The following is a 14,208-nucleotide window of genomic DNA, read 5'->3' on the forward strand; positions in this document are numbered from 1 at the left end:
CTTCAAATCCATTGACATTAGGGGGATTTTAACCCCCATATTTTTTCTCTTTATGATTATGGTCCTTGATTGCTTAGTTTTAGGATGGTCATGATTATTACTTGCCTTATGTTATGTATATCATCATATTCTAGTTTATCTTGGGTATTTTCTGCATTCCATGGGGCTACCTTAAAAGGTCTGCTTTCTATTAGGATGACTGGAACGTTATTTTTTTTAGAAGTGGTAGGTATCGCTGGAATATGTTTTTGTGTCGATCATTAGTGGGGTTTTTAGTTCATTGGCGCTTTCTTCTATTAATTTTAGTAATTTTGGGTCTGCTTTAACTGGCTCTGGTAAACTAGTTGATGAGATGGGAGTTACATATTCTCCTGCGCCGACACAGTTTAGATCTATCATGGCGTCACAGTTTCGGACTATTTCTGGGTGCTTTTTAACGAAATCCTCGGAACCTTTGAACCAGAGTTCTTCCACTCCAAATCCGATGATCAAGATGGTTTTGTTTGTGTTGGCTAGTATTCTTGCTATTTCGACTTGTATTCCCATGGCGGTTGCATCATCTGTGACTCCAACCACAGTGGGATGAGGGGAGTCAATGTGTGATGCGAGTGTAATATAACGATCTGGGTTAGTGGTTCCTTCAATTTTTCCAATAACATTATAGGTCTTCTCATAGATCCACTTTTTTCTTGGTACGTTTAATCCGTACTTTTCTAGTTCGGTTGCCATAAGGTATGCTGCTTTTAATTCACCGGGGTTGCCGTTACACCTAGGGCCTATGTTACAAACATCCCCGGCAAAATCAAGTGCATTTGTAGCATTAAATTGCCTGGCAGCTTCAATAGGGGTGATATCCTTTTTAACCACCCTTGGTGCCTGTGCCGTTGCCAAAATAAACCATTAAACCTAGACCGGCCCCCACTATAAAAATTATCATTATAATTACAAATTTTTTCATGCTTTTCACTTTCATTTAAATTTTTTAGCTTTTGAGCAATTTGAACGTGTTTACCACTAGTTGGAATTTTGGTAATGTTTCGTTATATCTGCTGAGTGGTGTGACACATCCTATTCTGTAATACTTGGAGCCGGGAACGGCTTCAATATGCACTGTCAAGGCTTGGTATTGTATTCCATCAGCATACCATGTTTTAATGACTTCCACGGCTCTCATCCCATTAACAGTAATGTTTCGCTCTGAGACTTCGGTCTGTCCAATATTTGCAATATCATGTCTATATCTGCTGAGCTGTTCATCTAGGGATTTAAAGTTTAACTGTTTAACGTAGAAGTAAGTGCTAATATCGGCCTCGGTGTGATTTCCGCTTAGATCGTAGAATGCTACGATGGGATCTGGGGGGTACCCCCACCTACTGGGACTATGAAGATCTCTTATAGGCTTCCAATCTGCAGGATACTTAAATGTGATACCATGATTGGCGTAGGTCTTGTAAGGGATCGTTTGGGTAGTATTATTGGAATTGTTAAAATGAATCCCAGTAGGATAAATATGGGATAAACCTGGATAAAATGTCAAAAAGGCAATTATTAAAATCGGAATAGTAACTGCGGTGATAAAAATCTTTTTAATTTTTCCAATTTTGGGTTTCTCTGGACTCATATGTAAAACTCCTTGTATATTACTTTCAATGTATGGGTCATTTCATATTTCTAAACCAAGTCCTTTTTCTGAATATTATTTTATTTTCATATAAAAAAAGTTTTATTCACGATTTTTGCAAACTAGAATTTTTCATCAGATGAAATAAATATTTCACTACTTTTAATGTTAAATTAGTGGCGTATAGTTCGCTTTTGGGTTCTTGAGATAACTTTAGCGTTTCTTCCCGTTTTCTAATTCAATATTTTGCTATTTATTCTTTTGATCGATGGTATGAGGGGTTGTTTCGCTGAGGAAGTTAAACTTCCAACCCTAAAAAGGACTCTCGGATTTGTTTTCTTTTGCACAAGCTTATATAAACCCTCTTTTTTTGTTTTTTCTATTTTAGGGATTATTTTTCAACGCTTAGGGATAAAAAATTTTTTTGGTACGTTATAATATGCCGTCAAGTATCCCCATTATTATTGCAATGGCTTTTTCTTCGTTTTTATTAACTCCCGCGGAAGAATCTGCAACTTTTACCGCCATTTTTAAAAGCATTTTCTTGAAATTTTGAGCTTCTGAATGTTTCAATCTCCCTAAAAGGTCAGCAACTATTTTCAGACCTTCAAGGGGATTCCTTTTTAATAAATTTCTAAATTCGAGGTTGTTATTCATAATGGTGGTGATATGGTCTTTAAAAACTTCATAGGTAAATCCAGTAGAATATTCTATAACATTTTTTGACTGATTCAATACCTCTTCTAACTCCTCATCATCAATTCTACCATCAGCTATAGCCACAACTTCAAAAACCCAGATTGGTGCCGCTTGTAAAATTAACCATTCTTCTTCATTAAATTGATTCCTAAATGTCAATTATTAACACCTCCACATACAATATTACAAAATACTAGTTGTATAATACTTTATATATTTTTCTCATTATCCACCAAAAAAAAGAAGTCTTTTTCTTGAAATGCCTGCAATAAAAAGAAAAGTTAAACTTTGCAATACCCATTCTCTAATTAAAGAAGCATGGAGCACAAAATCCAATAAGATCCTGGTAGAAAACCGACATGAGACGATAGAAGCTATCCGCATAAACAAAAAAAGTATTTAACTTGAATAGGTTTATATTGGAGATCATGGAAAGCATAAGATCATGAGAAAAAAATGAAAATTATCATCCTAGGAGTCGTTGTAATTCTAATATTAGGCCTCTTAGCTTTTAATTTTACAAGTCGGAAAGATAAGGTGTCCGAACCCGAAGAAACTATTAATATCACTTTTACTGGGGATGTCATGTTAGGGAGAAATGTTAACCCAGTATTATATGAGGAGCCGCAACCATTCAAAAATGTGATTAACCTCACTAATGGGACGGATCTAACTGTGATAAACTTAGAATCACCCATCACAGATTCAGCAAATCCAAGGGATAAACTGATAACGTTTAAAGCAGATCCCCAATTTACAAAATCACTCAAAGACGCTGGAGTCGATGTTGCATGTCTCGCGAACAACCATATCATGGACTACGGGGAAGAAGGCCTCAATGACACCATAAAAAACTTGGAAGCAAATGATATAATGTATGTTGGCGCCGGCCCTAATATAACAGAAGCCTATAAACCTCTCATAATAGGCATAAAAGGAAAAAAATAGCTATCATACAAGCATCAGAGTTTGCGGATGAGTACTATATGCCACCGGCAACCAAAAACAGGCCTGGTTTCGCTTCAATATCATGGGATCATATAAAATCTGCCATAGAAGATGCTAAGAATGCAGGGGCTGATTATATTATCTGTGAGTTCCATTATGGAAATGAATACCGTTACATTCCCAATGAACTACAAAGTAACATCTCACATAAATGTATTGATGAAGGCGCATTCATGGTAGTCGGACATCACCCCCATGTTCCAGGGAGCATAGAAAAATATAAAGGCCACTTAATATTTTATAGTCTCGGAAATTGCGTGTTTGACATGCGAAACCCTGAGACGAAAAAATCCATGATAATAGTTGTAACAATTAAGGGTAACAGTTCCATCGTCCATATTTATCCCATAAACCTCATAGGCTATTATCCCCACCTAATGGATGTGGGTGATGCCAATGCATTCCTAGATGAACTCGAATCATATTCAAACGTGGAAATTCAAAATCGAAATGGCGTGGGGATAATCAAAACCTAACCTGGGGGGGATCACGTATGTGGTTAGTCCTACATCCAAACACGAAAATCGAAAAACCGCCATATCATACCTGGCAAGCCTATTAGTATCCCAGACCTTATGTGTAATATCGTTCATGCATTATGTAGATAGGAAAAAGGTTTCATCAAAGAAAAATTGGACTGACTGTCATTCATACCCCTCATCCTATTACTTTAGAATTTTTCACGTTCGCAAGGCTCAGATGCCCTTGAAAGTTTTAAAATTTTCTTTAGAAGGTACCTAGAAGCTTGTTCAAGTCCCCCACATTGAAAAGCATCTGGATCAGGCGATCGGCATATTAGTCCGTGGTACAATATTATTTTATAATATGGAAGAACGTGTGAACTCCCCCCACATCTTTACTTGCCTTAAATATTTCCTTCTGGCACACCATAGCATCATGATCTGTTAAAAAAAGGATAAACAAATTTCAAAAAGATAATAGGACTCCCTGATTCACTGCCAAATGCACCATAAAGGGGAAGGTAAGGAAAACTTTAAATAGTTTACATGAAAACATCCTACTGTAAGGTTAAGGAGAGGTCCAGAAAGAGCCTATAAGATAAAATGATCAAGGGACAAGCCCCCCCATGAAACAAAGAAACCCCCACCAGTCAAATTAGGGGATTTCACCCGTTAAAATTTTATAGGTTAGGATAAGCCAAGCTTCTATAGTGAAAAATCTTTTTCCGGGATCGTAAATGACAAAAGCTACTTATATCATCATAGGATTAATAGCCATATTCGGAGTCTACCTTTACATTGGAACTATCACAGGCCCGTTCGAACCTGTTGGCCGCCTCGGGATAGTTAAACTTGCAAATCCTGACATGGCATCTGGACATCCACAATCAAAAGTCGCTGCCAACTACGCCAAAAAAAGAGGATCCAAATGCGTAGTTGTAGTACACTATGCCGGAGACGCTTCCTACTCCCATTACAAAGAAGGTGACATCACCATAATAAACTTCGCATTCATCGACCCAAAGGGTCTTAGGACGGACATAGATTGGAACGAGGTCATACAAACATTCATCTTCGGGATACCTGACGATAAATACCACTACCGGGTGGATGGGATCGAATTCGACACATTAGACGAGGCAATAGCCTATGTCCAAAATCTGGCCAAGGAAAATGGCCAAGAAGGTCCAATACCATTATACTTCCATGGTACAGTCCGCCAAGGCAACGTATTCATCAACCCTGGATGTGGCTTCCCCTTATACGTCCAACTAGTATGGAAGCAATACGGCAGATTCGGCGCATACTACTACATAGCAAGAGGCCTCATAGAACCTTACATCAACAATCCATATGCGGTCTATGAGATGATGCATGCCTCAGATCTCCAAAAACTTTACAATCAAGGCTACTTAGACTATTAAGTCCCCCACACACACGGGAGTTTATCTTTCCCCTTTTGTTTGCATAGGCCCTCCCATTTTTAGAGGTGATATTTTCATGTACTCGGTTGCAAGTTTCTCTGCTACTGGCTGTACAGAGTGGGGGGGTGTGAACCAGTAGTGAATGGATAAGGATGGCAAATTCTTCACGAAGCCTTCGTATATCCATAGATCTATTATAGAGTGTAATAGCTTCCCACATAGGATCCCATGTCTTTATAACTCAATATTTTCCAATTCATTATCTTACAGAGAATGTCAAACTCCTCAGGGTTTACTTTTTCTAAACCCTATGGCTTTGGCATCGTCGATGTAATGTTCTTTTGGACTTAATCTATATAAATAGGATGAGAATCCAAAATATATTTTGAAATGTGTATTGGCCCTGGTTCAAGGATTCGATGTAATAAGAAAGAGGCTGTGGTGGGCGCGGTTATCCCCGCGGATGAACATTTTAAGTTTATAACTGTCCAGCATCTTCTGAAAGTTGGTAGTTGTCGTCTAGGTGATCCTGTTTATATTGGGAAATTTAAAGGTATAATAACTAGGATATTATATGAGTTAGATCTTGCCATCGCAGATTTTAGATTACCTTCCTCCCTTGTTAATGTTGTGGAGATAGGTTCTCCCAAGCTTGGACCGGCCTATTCCATGAGAGAGGGGGAGAAAAATTATTGTACTATCTTATCTGTGGGGAGAACATATCATTATCTCGCATTTGCCCATAGGCGGTTGCCACTGCCTGGTGATAGTGGATCACCGATTATACAGGATGGTAAAATTGTTGGTATTTTATCTTCCGTCTTTTTTAACAGTGCAACCGCTATCGCCTCTTCACTTGAAAGGTTCTTATGAATTTTGGAGTATCCTTCTAACTTCTTTTTCTGACACGTCTGACCAGTGTTTGTAAGCGTCTGCAACCGCATAGGGATATGTTTGTCTTATGTTAGGGGAATATACTAAGTCTACTTTATCTTCTATTCTTTTGATAGCGTTTAAGTTGGCTGTGGGTACTGCAACAATTATCTTCGCGGCTCCCGCCTTTTTAAGAGCCTCCAAGGCAGTGAGCATAGTATATCCTGATGCTAGACCATCATCAACAACTATTATTGTCCTTTTTTTAAGTTTTAGGGGTGGTTTGCCCTTCCTGAAAATGTGAACCCTCTTTTTAACCTTCTTTAGGGTTTCTCTGATACCGGCTTCCACTTCTTCTCCACTTAGTCCAAGCGAATCTATCAATTCTTGGTTTAATTTTATGGTTCCGTCGAATGCCACAGCCCCATATCCTGCTTCCCTGTTCCAAGGTAATGTTATTTTACTTACAACTAGAACATCCAAGGTTAAATTGAGTTTTTTCCCTATAATAGATGCTATTGGTATGCCACCTGCTGGGATGCCAAGTACAATAGCGTCAGAATCTTTATAATCTCTCAGCATCTTGGCGAGGATTTCCCCGGCTTCTTCCCGGTCCTTGAAAACAAAAAATTTATCCCTAAGCTCTTTATTTTCTATTATTTTTGTCAACTGATGCCACCATAAAGACTATTATGTGAAGAGTTGGCGGATCATCCATTCTGGTTTGAATTCTATAAGGTCGTCATAGTCTTGACCTGTTCCAAGAAATATTATGGGCTTGTTTATAACGTAGCCTATTGATAGGGCCGCGCCACCTTTTGCATCCGCATCTGCCTTTGTCAGTATTATGGCGTCGATTCCAACACTTTCATTAAATTTTATGGCCTGCTCAACGGCGTCATTACCTGTGAGCGAGTCTCCCACGAAGATGATTAGGTCGGGCTTCACAACCCTTTTTATTTTCGCCATTTCATCCATAAGGTTGACATTTGTTTGCATCCGACCTGCAGTGTCGATTAAAACAACATCTTTTCTCTTTGCCTTGGCGTGTTCTACTGCGTCGAATGCTACTGCGGCCGGGTCAGCGCCTTTTTCATGTTTTATTATCTTCACTCCAAGTTTTTCTGCGTGGTGGTTTAATTGTTCTATGGCCCCTGCCCTGAAAGTGTCTGAGGCCGCGATCACTGGAGTCAATCCCTTATCTAGGAAGTGTTTCGCCATTTTTGCTATGGTTGTTGTTTTGCCTGTGCCGTTTATGCCAACAAACATTATTATGAGTGGTTCATCTCCTTTTTCTTGGAAGATCTTGTTAATGTCTTTACCATTGACGGTTAGTATGTTTTTTATACTATTTTTTAGGGCTTCTTGGGTGTATTCTGTGATGTCGGTGCTCCTCTTGACCTTTTTGCCTACTAGTTGATCCTTGAGTTCCTTTGTTATTTTTTCGGCTACATCTATTGCCACGTCACTTTCAAGTAGTGACATTTCAAGTTCCCAGAGCACGTCTTCGATGTCTTTTTCAGAGATTGTCTTCTCTTGTATAAAAGAGAAGATGCTGGACTTTTCATCCTTTTCTTGTACTGTTTCAGATTCTTTTATAGGTTCTTCTATGGTTTTTTCTTTGATGGTTTCTTTTTCTGTTTTTTCTTTATTTGAGATTTTTTCTGTGATCTTGGTGATTGTTTTGTTGATTTTTTTCTTCAGGGCCTCAAACAATTACCCTTCACTTCCTCTAATTTTTTGGTATAATTCTTCTGCTTGTGGGGATAATTTGAGTACTATCTCTGTTATCTTTTTAAGGTTTTCGGACAATTTGCCTATGGCATCCTCTAATTCCTTTTTTTGTTCGTCTATGGTCTCTTTAGCGTCATTTAGGGTTTTTTTCATGGCTACGCCGGCTCCTATGCTCATTATGACCTCGTCTGTGTCTTTAAGTTGGGCTTTTATGAATGAACCTGCACCTACTGGTACTAGTGTCTCAGCACCCTCCTTACCCTTCATGGCCTCTAAAGTATCTTCCAAGACCTCTAATTCTGTTAATGAATTTCTCATGGCTTCTATCTGGTTTTGGATCAACTCTGCTTGTTGTTGGTAAAAGTTTAATTGGTTTATGATCTCCTCTAGGCGTTGCTGGTCATCCGATGGTTGCTGTTCTTCCATTAAAATCATGCCTCCAATATATTCTTTAATATAGGATCCTCCACTTCATCAGGGGAGATCTCCTCTATACTCTCTATGTAGACCTTGTTACGACTTATACCATGTTTGCTGCCAAATTCAGAGTATATCTTCTCGTGAATTTCTTCTTTTTTAATCGCCTTTAATTCCTTGGTGAATGGTTGTAATTTTTCACCCATCATAAAATTTCCTTTGACTCGGAATATTTTTGTCTTCATATCATAACCCCCTAGAGAAAGCCTAGTGCCTCTTCTATCCTGGCTAGTTCAGGGCCTGTGGTGTTTTCACTTACTATAGCCCCGTTTGAGTTGGCTATGGAACATGCGCCTATCATGGTCATACCATGGTTGAGTGTTCCAACATCACCAGGCACTTTCAAGGTTTCCTCGACAAATTCTAATTCTCTCCTTGCAGTATTTGGATGTAATAGGACGCCCTTGTTTGTGGCTGTTGCAACAGATCCTACAATGTTGAAACCTGCGATGGTCCCCTGTTCGACGTTAACTTCTAATGCCTTTTCTATCAGTTTCATTGATTCATCAGAGAGGAGTGGACTTGCAATGGCACCATGATCATTTGCTAATATTAAGTTGCCTACTGCGGTGAACTTTTCAGGTAATACGAAGACTTCGAAGCCTGCTTTTTCCAAAGATTCTATCTCCCTCTTGAGGATATAGGGGGAGACTATGATACCGTTAGAGTTTCCAATGGATAGTATCCCATTTAGGCTGCTGCCTGCTATGGTGGCCCTGAAAACTTCCACTTCTAGTACTTCTTCTATTATTTTTTCTATCCTTGTGGATGTATGGAATGGTATAAGTGCTTGGGTTTCCGTGACTGAAATATAAACTCCTATATTAGGGTTTCCATCGAGGTTTGTTCTCTTTATCATATTCTGAAACCTTTATTCTACTAGTTCTGCTTTAACTGTTCCGTCTTCTTCTTTTATGGCTTTTATTTTGATCTTTGGGGGGATTTTTTGTATGCCCCTTTCCCATACTTTTTCGTTGATTGATGAGTCTAATATTATATCCTCTGATTTCATATGCCTTTTTAGGAATTCGCGGATGAATTTTATTGCCCTGGGCGCTCTTTTCGTCCTTGGAACATTTTTAACTCTTCCCAATGGTATGGTGTATGTTCTCTCCATTTTATCCACCACTTTAAACTTTTAGTTTGGTTCTTCTCCAATGCCTCATCTTAGGGTGGGTGCGTACTCTATGGTTTGTTTTTAGGAGAACCCATACTGGGACTCTCCTATTCTGCTTTTTAGCCTTTGCTAGTCTTATTTTCTTTGCGACGTGTTTGTTTCTGCTCATCTGCTTATTCCCTCCTATTTCCAGCCTATTACCCTTGTCTGGTAATGTTCTGGGAAGAATCTTAAAGATTTGCCCTTCCCTTCTATTTTATCTATAAGGTATCTCATCTCTATTTCATAATCGGAATTATTATGGATATCTGATTTTTCCCTTTTTAGTATGAATAATTGGGATGCAAGCCTATTTATTGTTTTATAACCTAAACCTGTTAGATTAATATATTCAACGGAATTTCTGTCCTCAAAGCTTCTTATCTCATCCCTTGTAAGTTTGGGGGTTCTATCATCCCTTCTTGTACCATCAGCTATTATATCATATTCATTTGCGGCAGCTTCTAATACTTGTCGGTGGACAAAATCTATACCATTGTTTGGGAAGCCATCATCTATTATCTTTTCCACAGCCTCATACAATATTTCCTGGTCTAATTTCATGACTTTGTGTGGGAATCTAAGGGCCTTTGCCGATTCTGCGGCGGGAACCCATGACTTGTAAACTCCGAAATTTGCGGTTACAAGCTCTACTTCTAGGTTTAATCTTTTTAGTATTGTGGCCATTAATGAGCTGTCCTTCCCGCCACTGTAAAGTACACAAGCCTTCATAAACACGAAAAGAGGATCATCTGCGAACGATCCTTATATCCCTCTTTTTGCTGGTAACTCTCCTTAGAAGCTCTTTTAGTTGTTTGTCCGTGATCTTTGAACGTATTTGACCTGCTTGGGTTAATTGTATTAATTGTAATTCGATTTGCTCAACAAATTCTGGTCTTGTGAGCCTGAGGTTTGCAAGTCTGCTCCTAGCCTTGGGGGTTAGTATTTTCATGAGCAACTGTCTCTTCTGTATTTCGAACTGTCGCCGTAACTGTTCTTCCTTCTCGGCTTCTGCAGCTTGCTGCTGCGCCCTCTGTTGCATTTCCAACATTTTTCTTCGACGTATTTCTTCTAGGTCTGTCACTCTAACCCTCCAGTTTAGTATTTTTCGAGTTCTTTAAGATTTTCCTTGACCTTATGGGCGATTTTGTCAAGGAATGCCCTTCCATTAGAAGTTATTATCCTCCCACCTTCAACTTTCTCTATGAAGCCTGCTTCTTCCAATTGTTGAAGAGCCCTTCTTATAATGGCGCCACTGCCCCTCTTGAATTTTTCAGGCCTTGAGCCCCGGTCTTTTTTACCACCGTATCTTGTTCTTAATCTGTTCACACCTATTGGACCATCAATGTACACTCTTCTGAGGAGTGCTGCGGCCCTCACATACCACCAGTCCGGATTGTCTGGGCGTCTTTCTTTATGGGGGCCTGTTTTGACGAATGGGGCCCATTCCGGTGGTTTAACCTTCTTTTCTTTGCGTAATTCCTTTGCAACTTGATCTATGAGCAAATCCGCTGGCACGTCATAAACTGTGGTCATATTAAGTTTCCTCCCTATCCTTTTTTCTTGAATATTATGGCAACGTTTCCTCTTAAATCTATGAGCTTGGCATTGGTTTTTCTGATGATCTCGTTAATATAACTTTCCTTCTCAGTGGATATGCTCCTTGCGAACTTTATCCTTATCAATTCCTTATCCTTTAATTGTCTTTTAATCTCTTTTATAACCCTTTCATTGACTCCGGCTTTCCCTATCTGTAATGTTGTTGTTGATAGGGACCTTCTCATCAGCTCTTTTTTTGGAGGTGTGATATTCAATTTTATTTCTCCTCTTAAGCTTTTTTTCCCGAATGTATGGGAATCTCATAATCCTCCCACATTCTAGACACTGGTAGTGTATTTTACCCCTTGACAATCTTATCCTACAATTGTAACCTGGCTTCAGGAACTTGTAACAGCTTTTACAAAACCTTCTTTTCCATTTCCGCGGGATTCTCAGATTATATTTTTTCGAGATCCTCCTTGCAAGTTCAACATACCGATGGGATCTTTCAGGATGTTTAGAAAATTCTTTATCTGCCAATTGGAAAAGGATGTCCATTCTCTCCTCTGCTATCCTTAGTATCCATCGTGGCCTTCTCCCCGGCAAACTAGATCCTCTCATAATATTAAACTAGAATAGACAATCCTCTAATTTATCTCCTTGCAAAGGAAATATTTTACAAGAAGCATTATTATATAAGATCTTATATTTAATCATTTAAAAACTTTCCCCCTCCTTCAAGGAACCATTCCATGAAATCTACACTACCAAATGTGCAAGGTTTCTCACCTTTTAGGACTGTGATAATCTCATCCAACAACTCATCATGGGATAGGCCAGTGCAATCTATTTCATGGACTCTATCATCATGTAACTGGTAGGCTTCATAGGCGCATACTCCAAGAGCCTCGGCCTCAACATTTTCTTTTATCTTCTTATGATCATATCCTCTCTCCTCTAACCTTTGCAATAAAATCCTTGGATGTAATCTTAAAACGATTACAAGGTCGCAGATCCTACAATAATGTGATAAATGACCCTCCACAATATTAAGAGAGTCTCTTTCCACGACTTTCGCGATCTCCTTGCAAAGAGAGGGTATATCCACAATCTTATAACCCCTAACCGGATCCTCTCCTATGAAAAGTTCCTTCTCCTCGGCTAACTTGTTAACTTCGACCAAATTCCCATCTAAAACTTCCCTAAGCTTGTGGGATATGCTTGTCTTACCCACCCCGGGCGTCCCTGTAATACATATAATGGGTTTCATCGTCCTTTTTATCCCAGTTTTTCCATGATGAGATCTGCCACCTTTTTTCCTGAAAGTAGCATCCCCCCAAATATTGGTCCCATTCTATGCGCGCCATGAACGGCATTACTCGCCATGCCAGCCACGTAAAGGTTGGGATAAACCTCACGGGTATTCTCGAGGAGGCTCGTCTCGCCCTTATCAGCCCACATTGGCTTCTCACCCATGATCTTGCCGGTCTCTGTCATGAGCCTTGGACCAATCTTTCTCTGCACAACCTTTACTATTTCACAATCATGGCCTGTTGCATCTATAACAGTCTTTGACTTTATAGTTAGGGGGTCAACGTGTAAACCTGCCATTTCCACTGCAGTCCAATTTAGTACTAGTCCGTTTATCTTTTCATCTCTTATCATAACATCCTCAATACTTATCAAGTTAAAGATTTTAAGACCGGCTTTACAGGCCTTTGAACATAAAGTGGAGGTGGCTTCTATGGAATCGGCGACATAGTAGCCTTTTTCATGTTCTTGGCAGTTCACGCCAAATTCTCCTTGGAGGATTTCCCTCCCAGCCTCTTGGACTACTATCTTATTGAACATCATGCCCCCACCCCACATTCCACCCCCAATTGAGAGCTTCCTTTCAAATAGACTTACTTTAAACCCGGCCTTGGATAAGTAGTAGCCGGCTGTGAGCCCTGATGGTCCTCCACCACCAATAGCCACGTCAACATCAAGATAGTCTATTAATTCATCCATGTATTCTTCTATTATCGCCTTTGAGATCTTTATGTCATCTAGTTTCAATTTTAACACCCTATCATCTTCTGATTATTATGGTTATCAGATCTCCATCCTCTAGGATATGATCCATTCCAACCTTTTGTCCTTGGAATTTCACTGATTCCCCCCATACTCTTGCATAACGGAATTTCTTTATGAAGTCTCTGTGGAGTTTTCCACATACATCTTTCACTGTTGATCTTTTCCTGATTATGAGCGGTTCTTCATAGTCTGGTTCACCATGTTGAGGTTTCAAGTAAACCCTTATAAGGTTGAGTTTTTCAAATATCTTCTCTTTAACTTCCTTGATATTAATCTTCTCCTTGGCTGATATAAACATAGATCCAGGCACTTCACCTTGGAGTTCCCTAATGTATTCCTCGTCTACAAGGTCCATTTTATTGAAGACCGTCAAGGTGGGTATGTATACCCTGTTACCCTCTATAACGTCTATGAACTGTTCCATTGTCGCATCATCCCTTAAGATCACCTCAGCATTGTGTATTCCATATTCGTTGAGTATGGATCTTATTATCTTCTCGTTAAGGTGGGTTGTCTGTATTGTAGTTGAAACTTGGATGCCACCCCTTTTTTTCCTTTTCATTTTAATTTCTGGGGGTTTTTCATCCGGTCTTATACCAACATTCCTCAACTCTTCTAGTATAATATTCCTCTGTTCGGGGTCTAGGACGTCTATTATCATTACTATGAGATCTGCATTCCTTGCAACTGATAATACTTCCCTTCCCTTCCCTCTACCCTTGGAAGCCCCTGGTATTATCCCTGGTATATCCAATACCTGGATCCTAGCACTTTTATATTCCATGATGGCTGGTATAACATCCAATGTGGTGAATTGGTATTCTCCAACCTTTGCTTGGGCGTTCGTTATAAGGTTAAGTAGAGTGGATTTACCCACTGAAGGAAAACCCACAAGGACTATGGTAGCATCGCCAGATTTTCTAACATGAAAACCCTTACCCTTCCTTGTTGTCCTTGAGATGGCCTTCTCTCTCAACTTGGACAATTTAGCCTTCAGTTTACCTATATGATGTGCCGTGGCCTTATTGTATGGTGTTCTTCTGATCTCTTCTTCAATTTCTTTTATTTTTTCTTCGATGTCCATAGTCATCACTAGAATACTACAAAATTTTTTATATAAAGTCCATCTATAATGATGAT

General features: G+C 39.3%; 22 protein-coding genes. 4 read left to right on the plus strand and 18 right to left on the minus strand.

Going from position 1 to position 14,208, the window contains the following annotated elements; genetic code table 11:
* Nucleotides 1–216: 216 nt before the first annotated feature.
* The 3 genes from ACZ5XX_RS01040 to ACZ5XX_RS01050 all read right to left on the minus strand — a co-directional run bounded on the left by ACZ5XX_RS01040 (nt 217) and on the right by ACZ5XX_RS01050 (nt 2,479).
* The gene (locus ACZ5XX_RS01040) at nt 217–891 is read right to left on the minus strand and encodes a M28 family metallopeptidase (RefSeq protein ID WP_464584740.1); all 675 of its coding nucleotides are present in this window, start codon (nt 889–891) and stop codon (nt 217–219) included.
* Between the two features lie 91 nt (nt 892–982).
* The gene (locus tag ACZ5XX_RS01045; RefSeq protein ID WP_464584741.1) at nt 983–1,537 is read right to left on the minus strand and encodes a PsbP-related protein; all 555 of its coding nucleotides are present in this window, start codon (nt 1,535–1,537) and stop codon (nt 983–985) included.
* A gap of 516 nt (nt 1,538–2,053) precedes the next feature.
* Nucleotides 2,054–2,479, minus strand: coding sequence for a hypothetical protein (locus tag ACZ5XX_RS01050; protein WP_464584743.1), 426 nt, complete (start codon nt 2,477–2,479; stop codon nt 2,054–2,056).
* Between the two features lie 297 nt (nt 2,480–2,776).
* Between ACZ5XX_RS01050 and ACZ5XX_RS01055 the strand changes: the two genes are divergently transcribed.
* The 4 genes from ACZ5XX_RS01055 to ACZ5XX_RS01070 all read left to right on the plus strand — a co-directional run bounded on the left by ACZ5XX_RS01055 (nt 2,777) and on the right by ACZ5XX_RS01070 (nt 6,086).
* Entirely contained in the window at nt 2,777–3,268 is a 492-nt protein-coding gene (locus tag ACZ5XX_RS01055) for a CapA family protein (RefSeq protein WP_464584744.1), read from the plus strand.
* A 38-nt stretch (nt 3,269–3,306) separates the two neighbouring features.
* The gene (locus ACZ5XX_RS01060; protein ID WP_464584746.1) at nt 3,307–3,804 is read left to right on the plus strand and encodes a CapA family protein; all 498 of its coding nucleotides are present in this window, start codon (nt 3,307–3,309) and stop codon (nt 3,802–3,804) included.
* Nucleotides 3,805–4,526: 722 nt separating this feature from the next.
* A complete protein-coding gene (locus ACZ5XX_RS01065) occupies nt 4,527–5,213 on the plus strand; it encodes a hypothetical protein (protein ID WP_464584748.1) in 687 nt (228 codons plus the stop codon).
* Between the two features lie 390 nt (nt 5,214–5,603).
* Nucleotides 5,604–6,086 (plus strand): hypothetical protein, encoded by a 483-nt coding sequence (locus tag ACZ5XX_RS01070; protein ID WP_464584751.1) that lies wholly within the window; start codon nt 5,604–5,606, stop codon nt 6,084–6,086.
* Here the strand turns inward: ACZ5XX_RS01070 and ACZ5XX_RS01075 are convergent.
* From ACZ5XX_RS01075 to ACZ5XX_RS01145, 15 genes are all read right to left on the minus strand, one after another.
* Nucleotides 6,081–6,755: a phosphoribosyltransferase gene (locus ACZ5XX_RS01075; RefSeq protein WP_464584752.1), complete on the minus strand. Its 675-nt coding sequence runs from the start codon at nt 6,753–6,755 to the stop codon at nt 6,081–6,083. The two genes, ACZ5XX_RS01070 and ACZ5XX_RS01075, sit on opposite strands and share 6 nt — an antisense overlap.
* A 21-nt stretch (nt 6,756–6,776) precedes the next feature.
* Nucleotides 6,777–7,802: a signal recognition particle-docking protein FtsY gene (gene ftsY, locus ACZ5XX_RS01080; protein ID WP_464584754.1), complete on the minus strand. Its 1,026-nt coding sequence runs from the start codon at nt 7,800–7,802 to the stop codon at nt 6,777–6,779.
* Complete coding sequence (gene pfdA, locus ACZ5XX_RS01085) at nt 7,803–8,255, minus strand: prefoldin subunit alpha (protein ID WP_464584756.1); 453 nt, start codon at nt 8,253–8,255, stop codon at nt 7,803–7,805.
* Nucleotides 8,252–8,482 carry a 50S ribosomal protein L18Ae gene (gene rpl18a / locus ACZ5XX_RS01090; protein ID WP_464584758.1) on the minus strand — a complete coding sequence of 77 codons (231 nt, stop codon included), beginning with the start codon at nt 8,480–8,482 and terminating at the stop codon, nt 8,252–8,254. Before rpl18a ends, pfdA begins: the two co-directional genes overlap by 4 nt.
* 11 nt (nt 8,483–8,493) lie before the next feature.
* A complete protein-coding gene (locus tag ACZ5XX_RS01095; RefSeq protein WP_464584759.1) occupies nt 8,494–9,156 on the minus strand; it encodes a translation initiation factor IF-6 in 663 nt (220 codons plus the stop codon).
* Between the two features lie 12 nt (nt 9,157–9,168).
* Complete coding sequence (locus ACZ5XX_RS01100) at nt 9,169–9,414, minus strand: 50S ribosomal protein L31e (RefSeq protein ID WP_464584760.1); 246 nt, start codon at nt 9,412–9,414, stop codon at nt 9,169–9,171.
* A gap of 13 nt (nt 9,415–9,427) precedes the next feature.
* Nucleotides 9,428–9,583, minus strand: coding sequence for a 50S ribosomal protein L39e (locus ACZ5XX_RS01105; RefSeq protein WP_464584762.1), 156 nt, complete (start codon nt 9,581–9,583; stop codon nt 9,428–9,430).
* A gap of 14 nt (nt 9,584–9,597) precedes the next feature.
* Nucleotides 9,598–10,185 (minus strand): DUF7411 family protein, encoded by a 588-nt coding sequence (locus tag ACZ5XX_RS01110; RefSeq protein WP_464584764.1) that lies wholly within the window; start codon nt 10,183–10,185, stop codon nt 9,598–9,600.
* Nucleotides 10,186–10,201: 16 nt separating this feature from the next.
* A complete protein-coding gene (locus ACZ5XX_RS01115) occupies nt 10,202–10,537 on the minus strand; it encodes a DNA-binding protein (protein ID WP_464584766.1) in 336 nt (111 codons plus the stop codon).
* Between the two features lie 14 nt (nt 10,538–10,551).
* Complete coding sequence (locus tag ACZ5XX_RS01120; RefSeq protein WP_464584768.1) at nt 10,552–10,989, minus strand: 30S ribosomal protein S19e; 438 nt, start codon at nt 10,987–10,989, stop codon at nt 10,552–10,554.
* A 14-nt stretch (nt 10,990–11,003) separates the two neighbouring features.
* Entirely contained in the window at nt 11,004–11,261 is a 258-nt protein-coding gene (locus tag ACZ5XX_RS01125) for a YhbY family RNA-binding protein (RefSeq protein ID WP_464586107.1), read from the minus strand.
* Nucleotides 11,182–11,613, minus strand: a complete 432-nt coding sequence (locus tag ACZ5XX_RS01130; RefSeq protein ID WP_464584769.1) for a ribonuclease P protein component 4 — start codon at nt 11,611–11,613, stop codon at nt 11,182–11,184. The genes ACZ5XX_RS01125 and ACZ5XX_RS01130 overlap by 80 nt, the downstream gene beginning before the upstream one ends.
* Nucleotides 11,614–11,701: 88 nt before the next feature.
* On the minus strand, nt 11,702–12,262 hold the full coding sequence (locus ACZ5XX_RS01135; protein WP_464584772.1) for an adenylate kinase family protein: 561 nt from the start codon (nt 12,260–12,262) through the stop codon (nt 11,702–11,704).
* Between the two features lie 8 nt (nt 12,263–12,270).
* Nucleotides 12,271–13,050: a sulfide-dependent adenosine diphosphate thiazole synthase gene (locus ACZ5XX_RS01140; RefSeq protein WP_464584774.1), complete on the minus strand. Its 780-nt coding sequence runs from the start codon at nt 13,048–13,050 to the stop codon at nt 12,271–12,273.
* A gap of 13 nt (nt 13,051–13,063) precedes the next feature.
* On the minus strand, nt 13,064–14,152 hold the full coding sequence (locus ACZ5XX_RS01145) for an OBG GTPase family GTP-binding protein (protein ID WP_464586110.1): 1,089 nt from the start codon (nt 14,150–14,152) through the stop codon (nt 13,064–13,066).
* Nucleotides 14,153–14,208: the final 56 nt, after the last annotated feature.

Source organism: Methanothermobacter crinale, assembly GCF_055397825.1.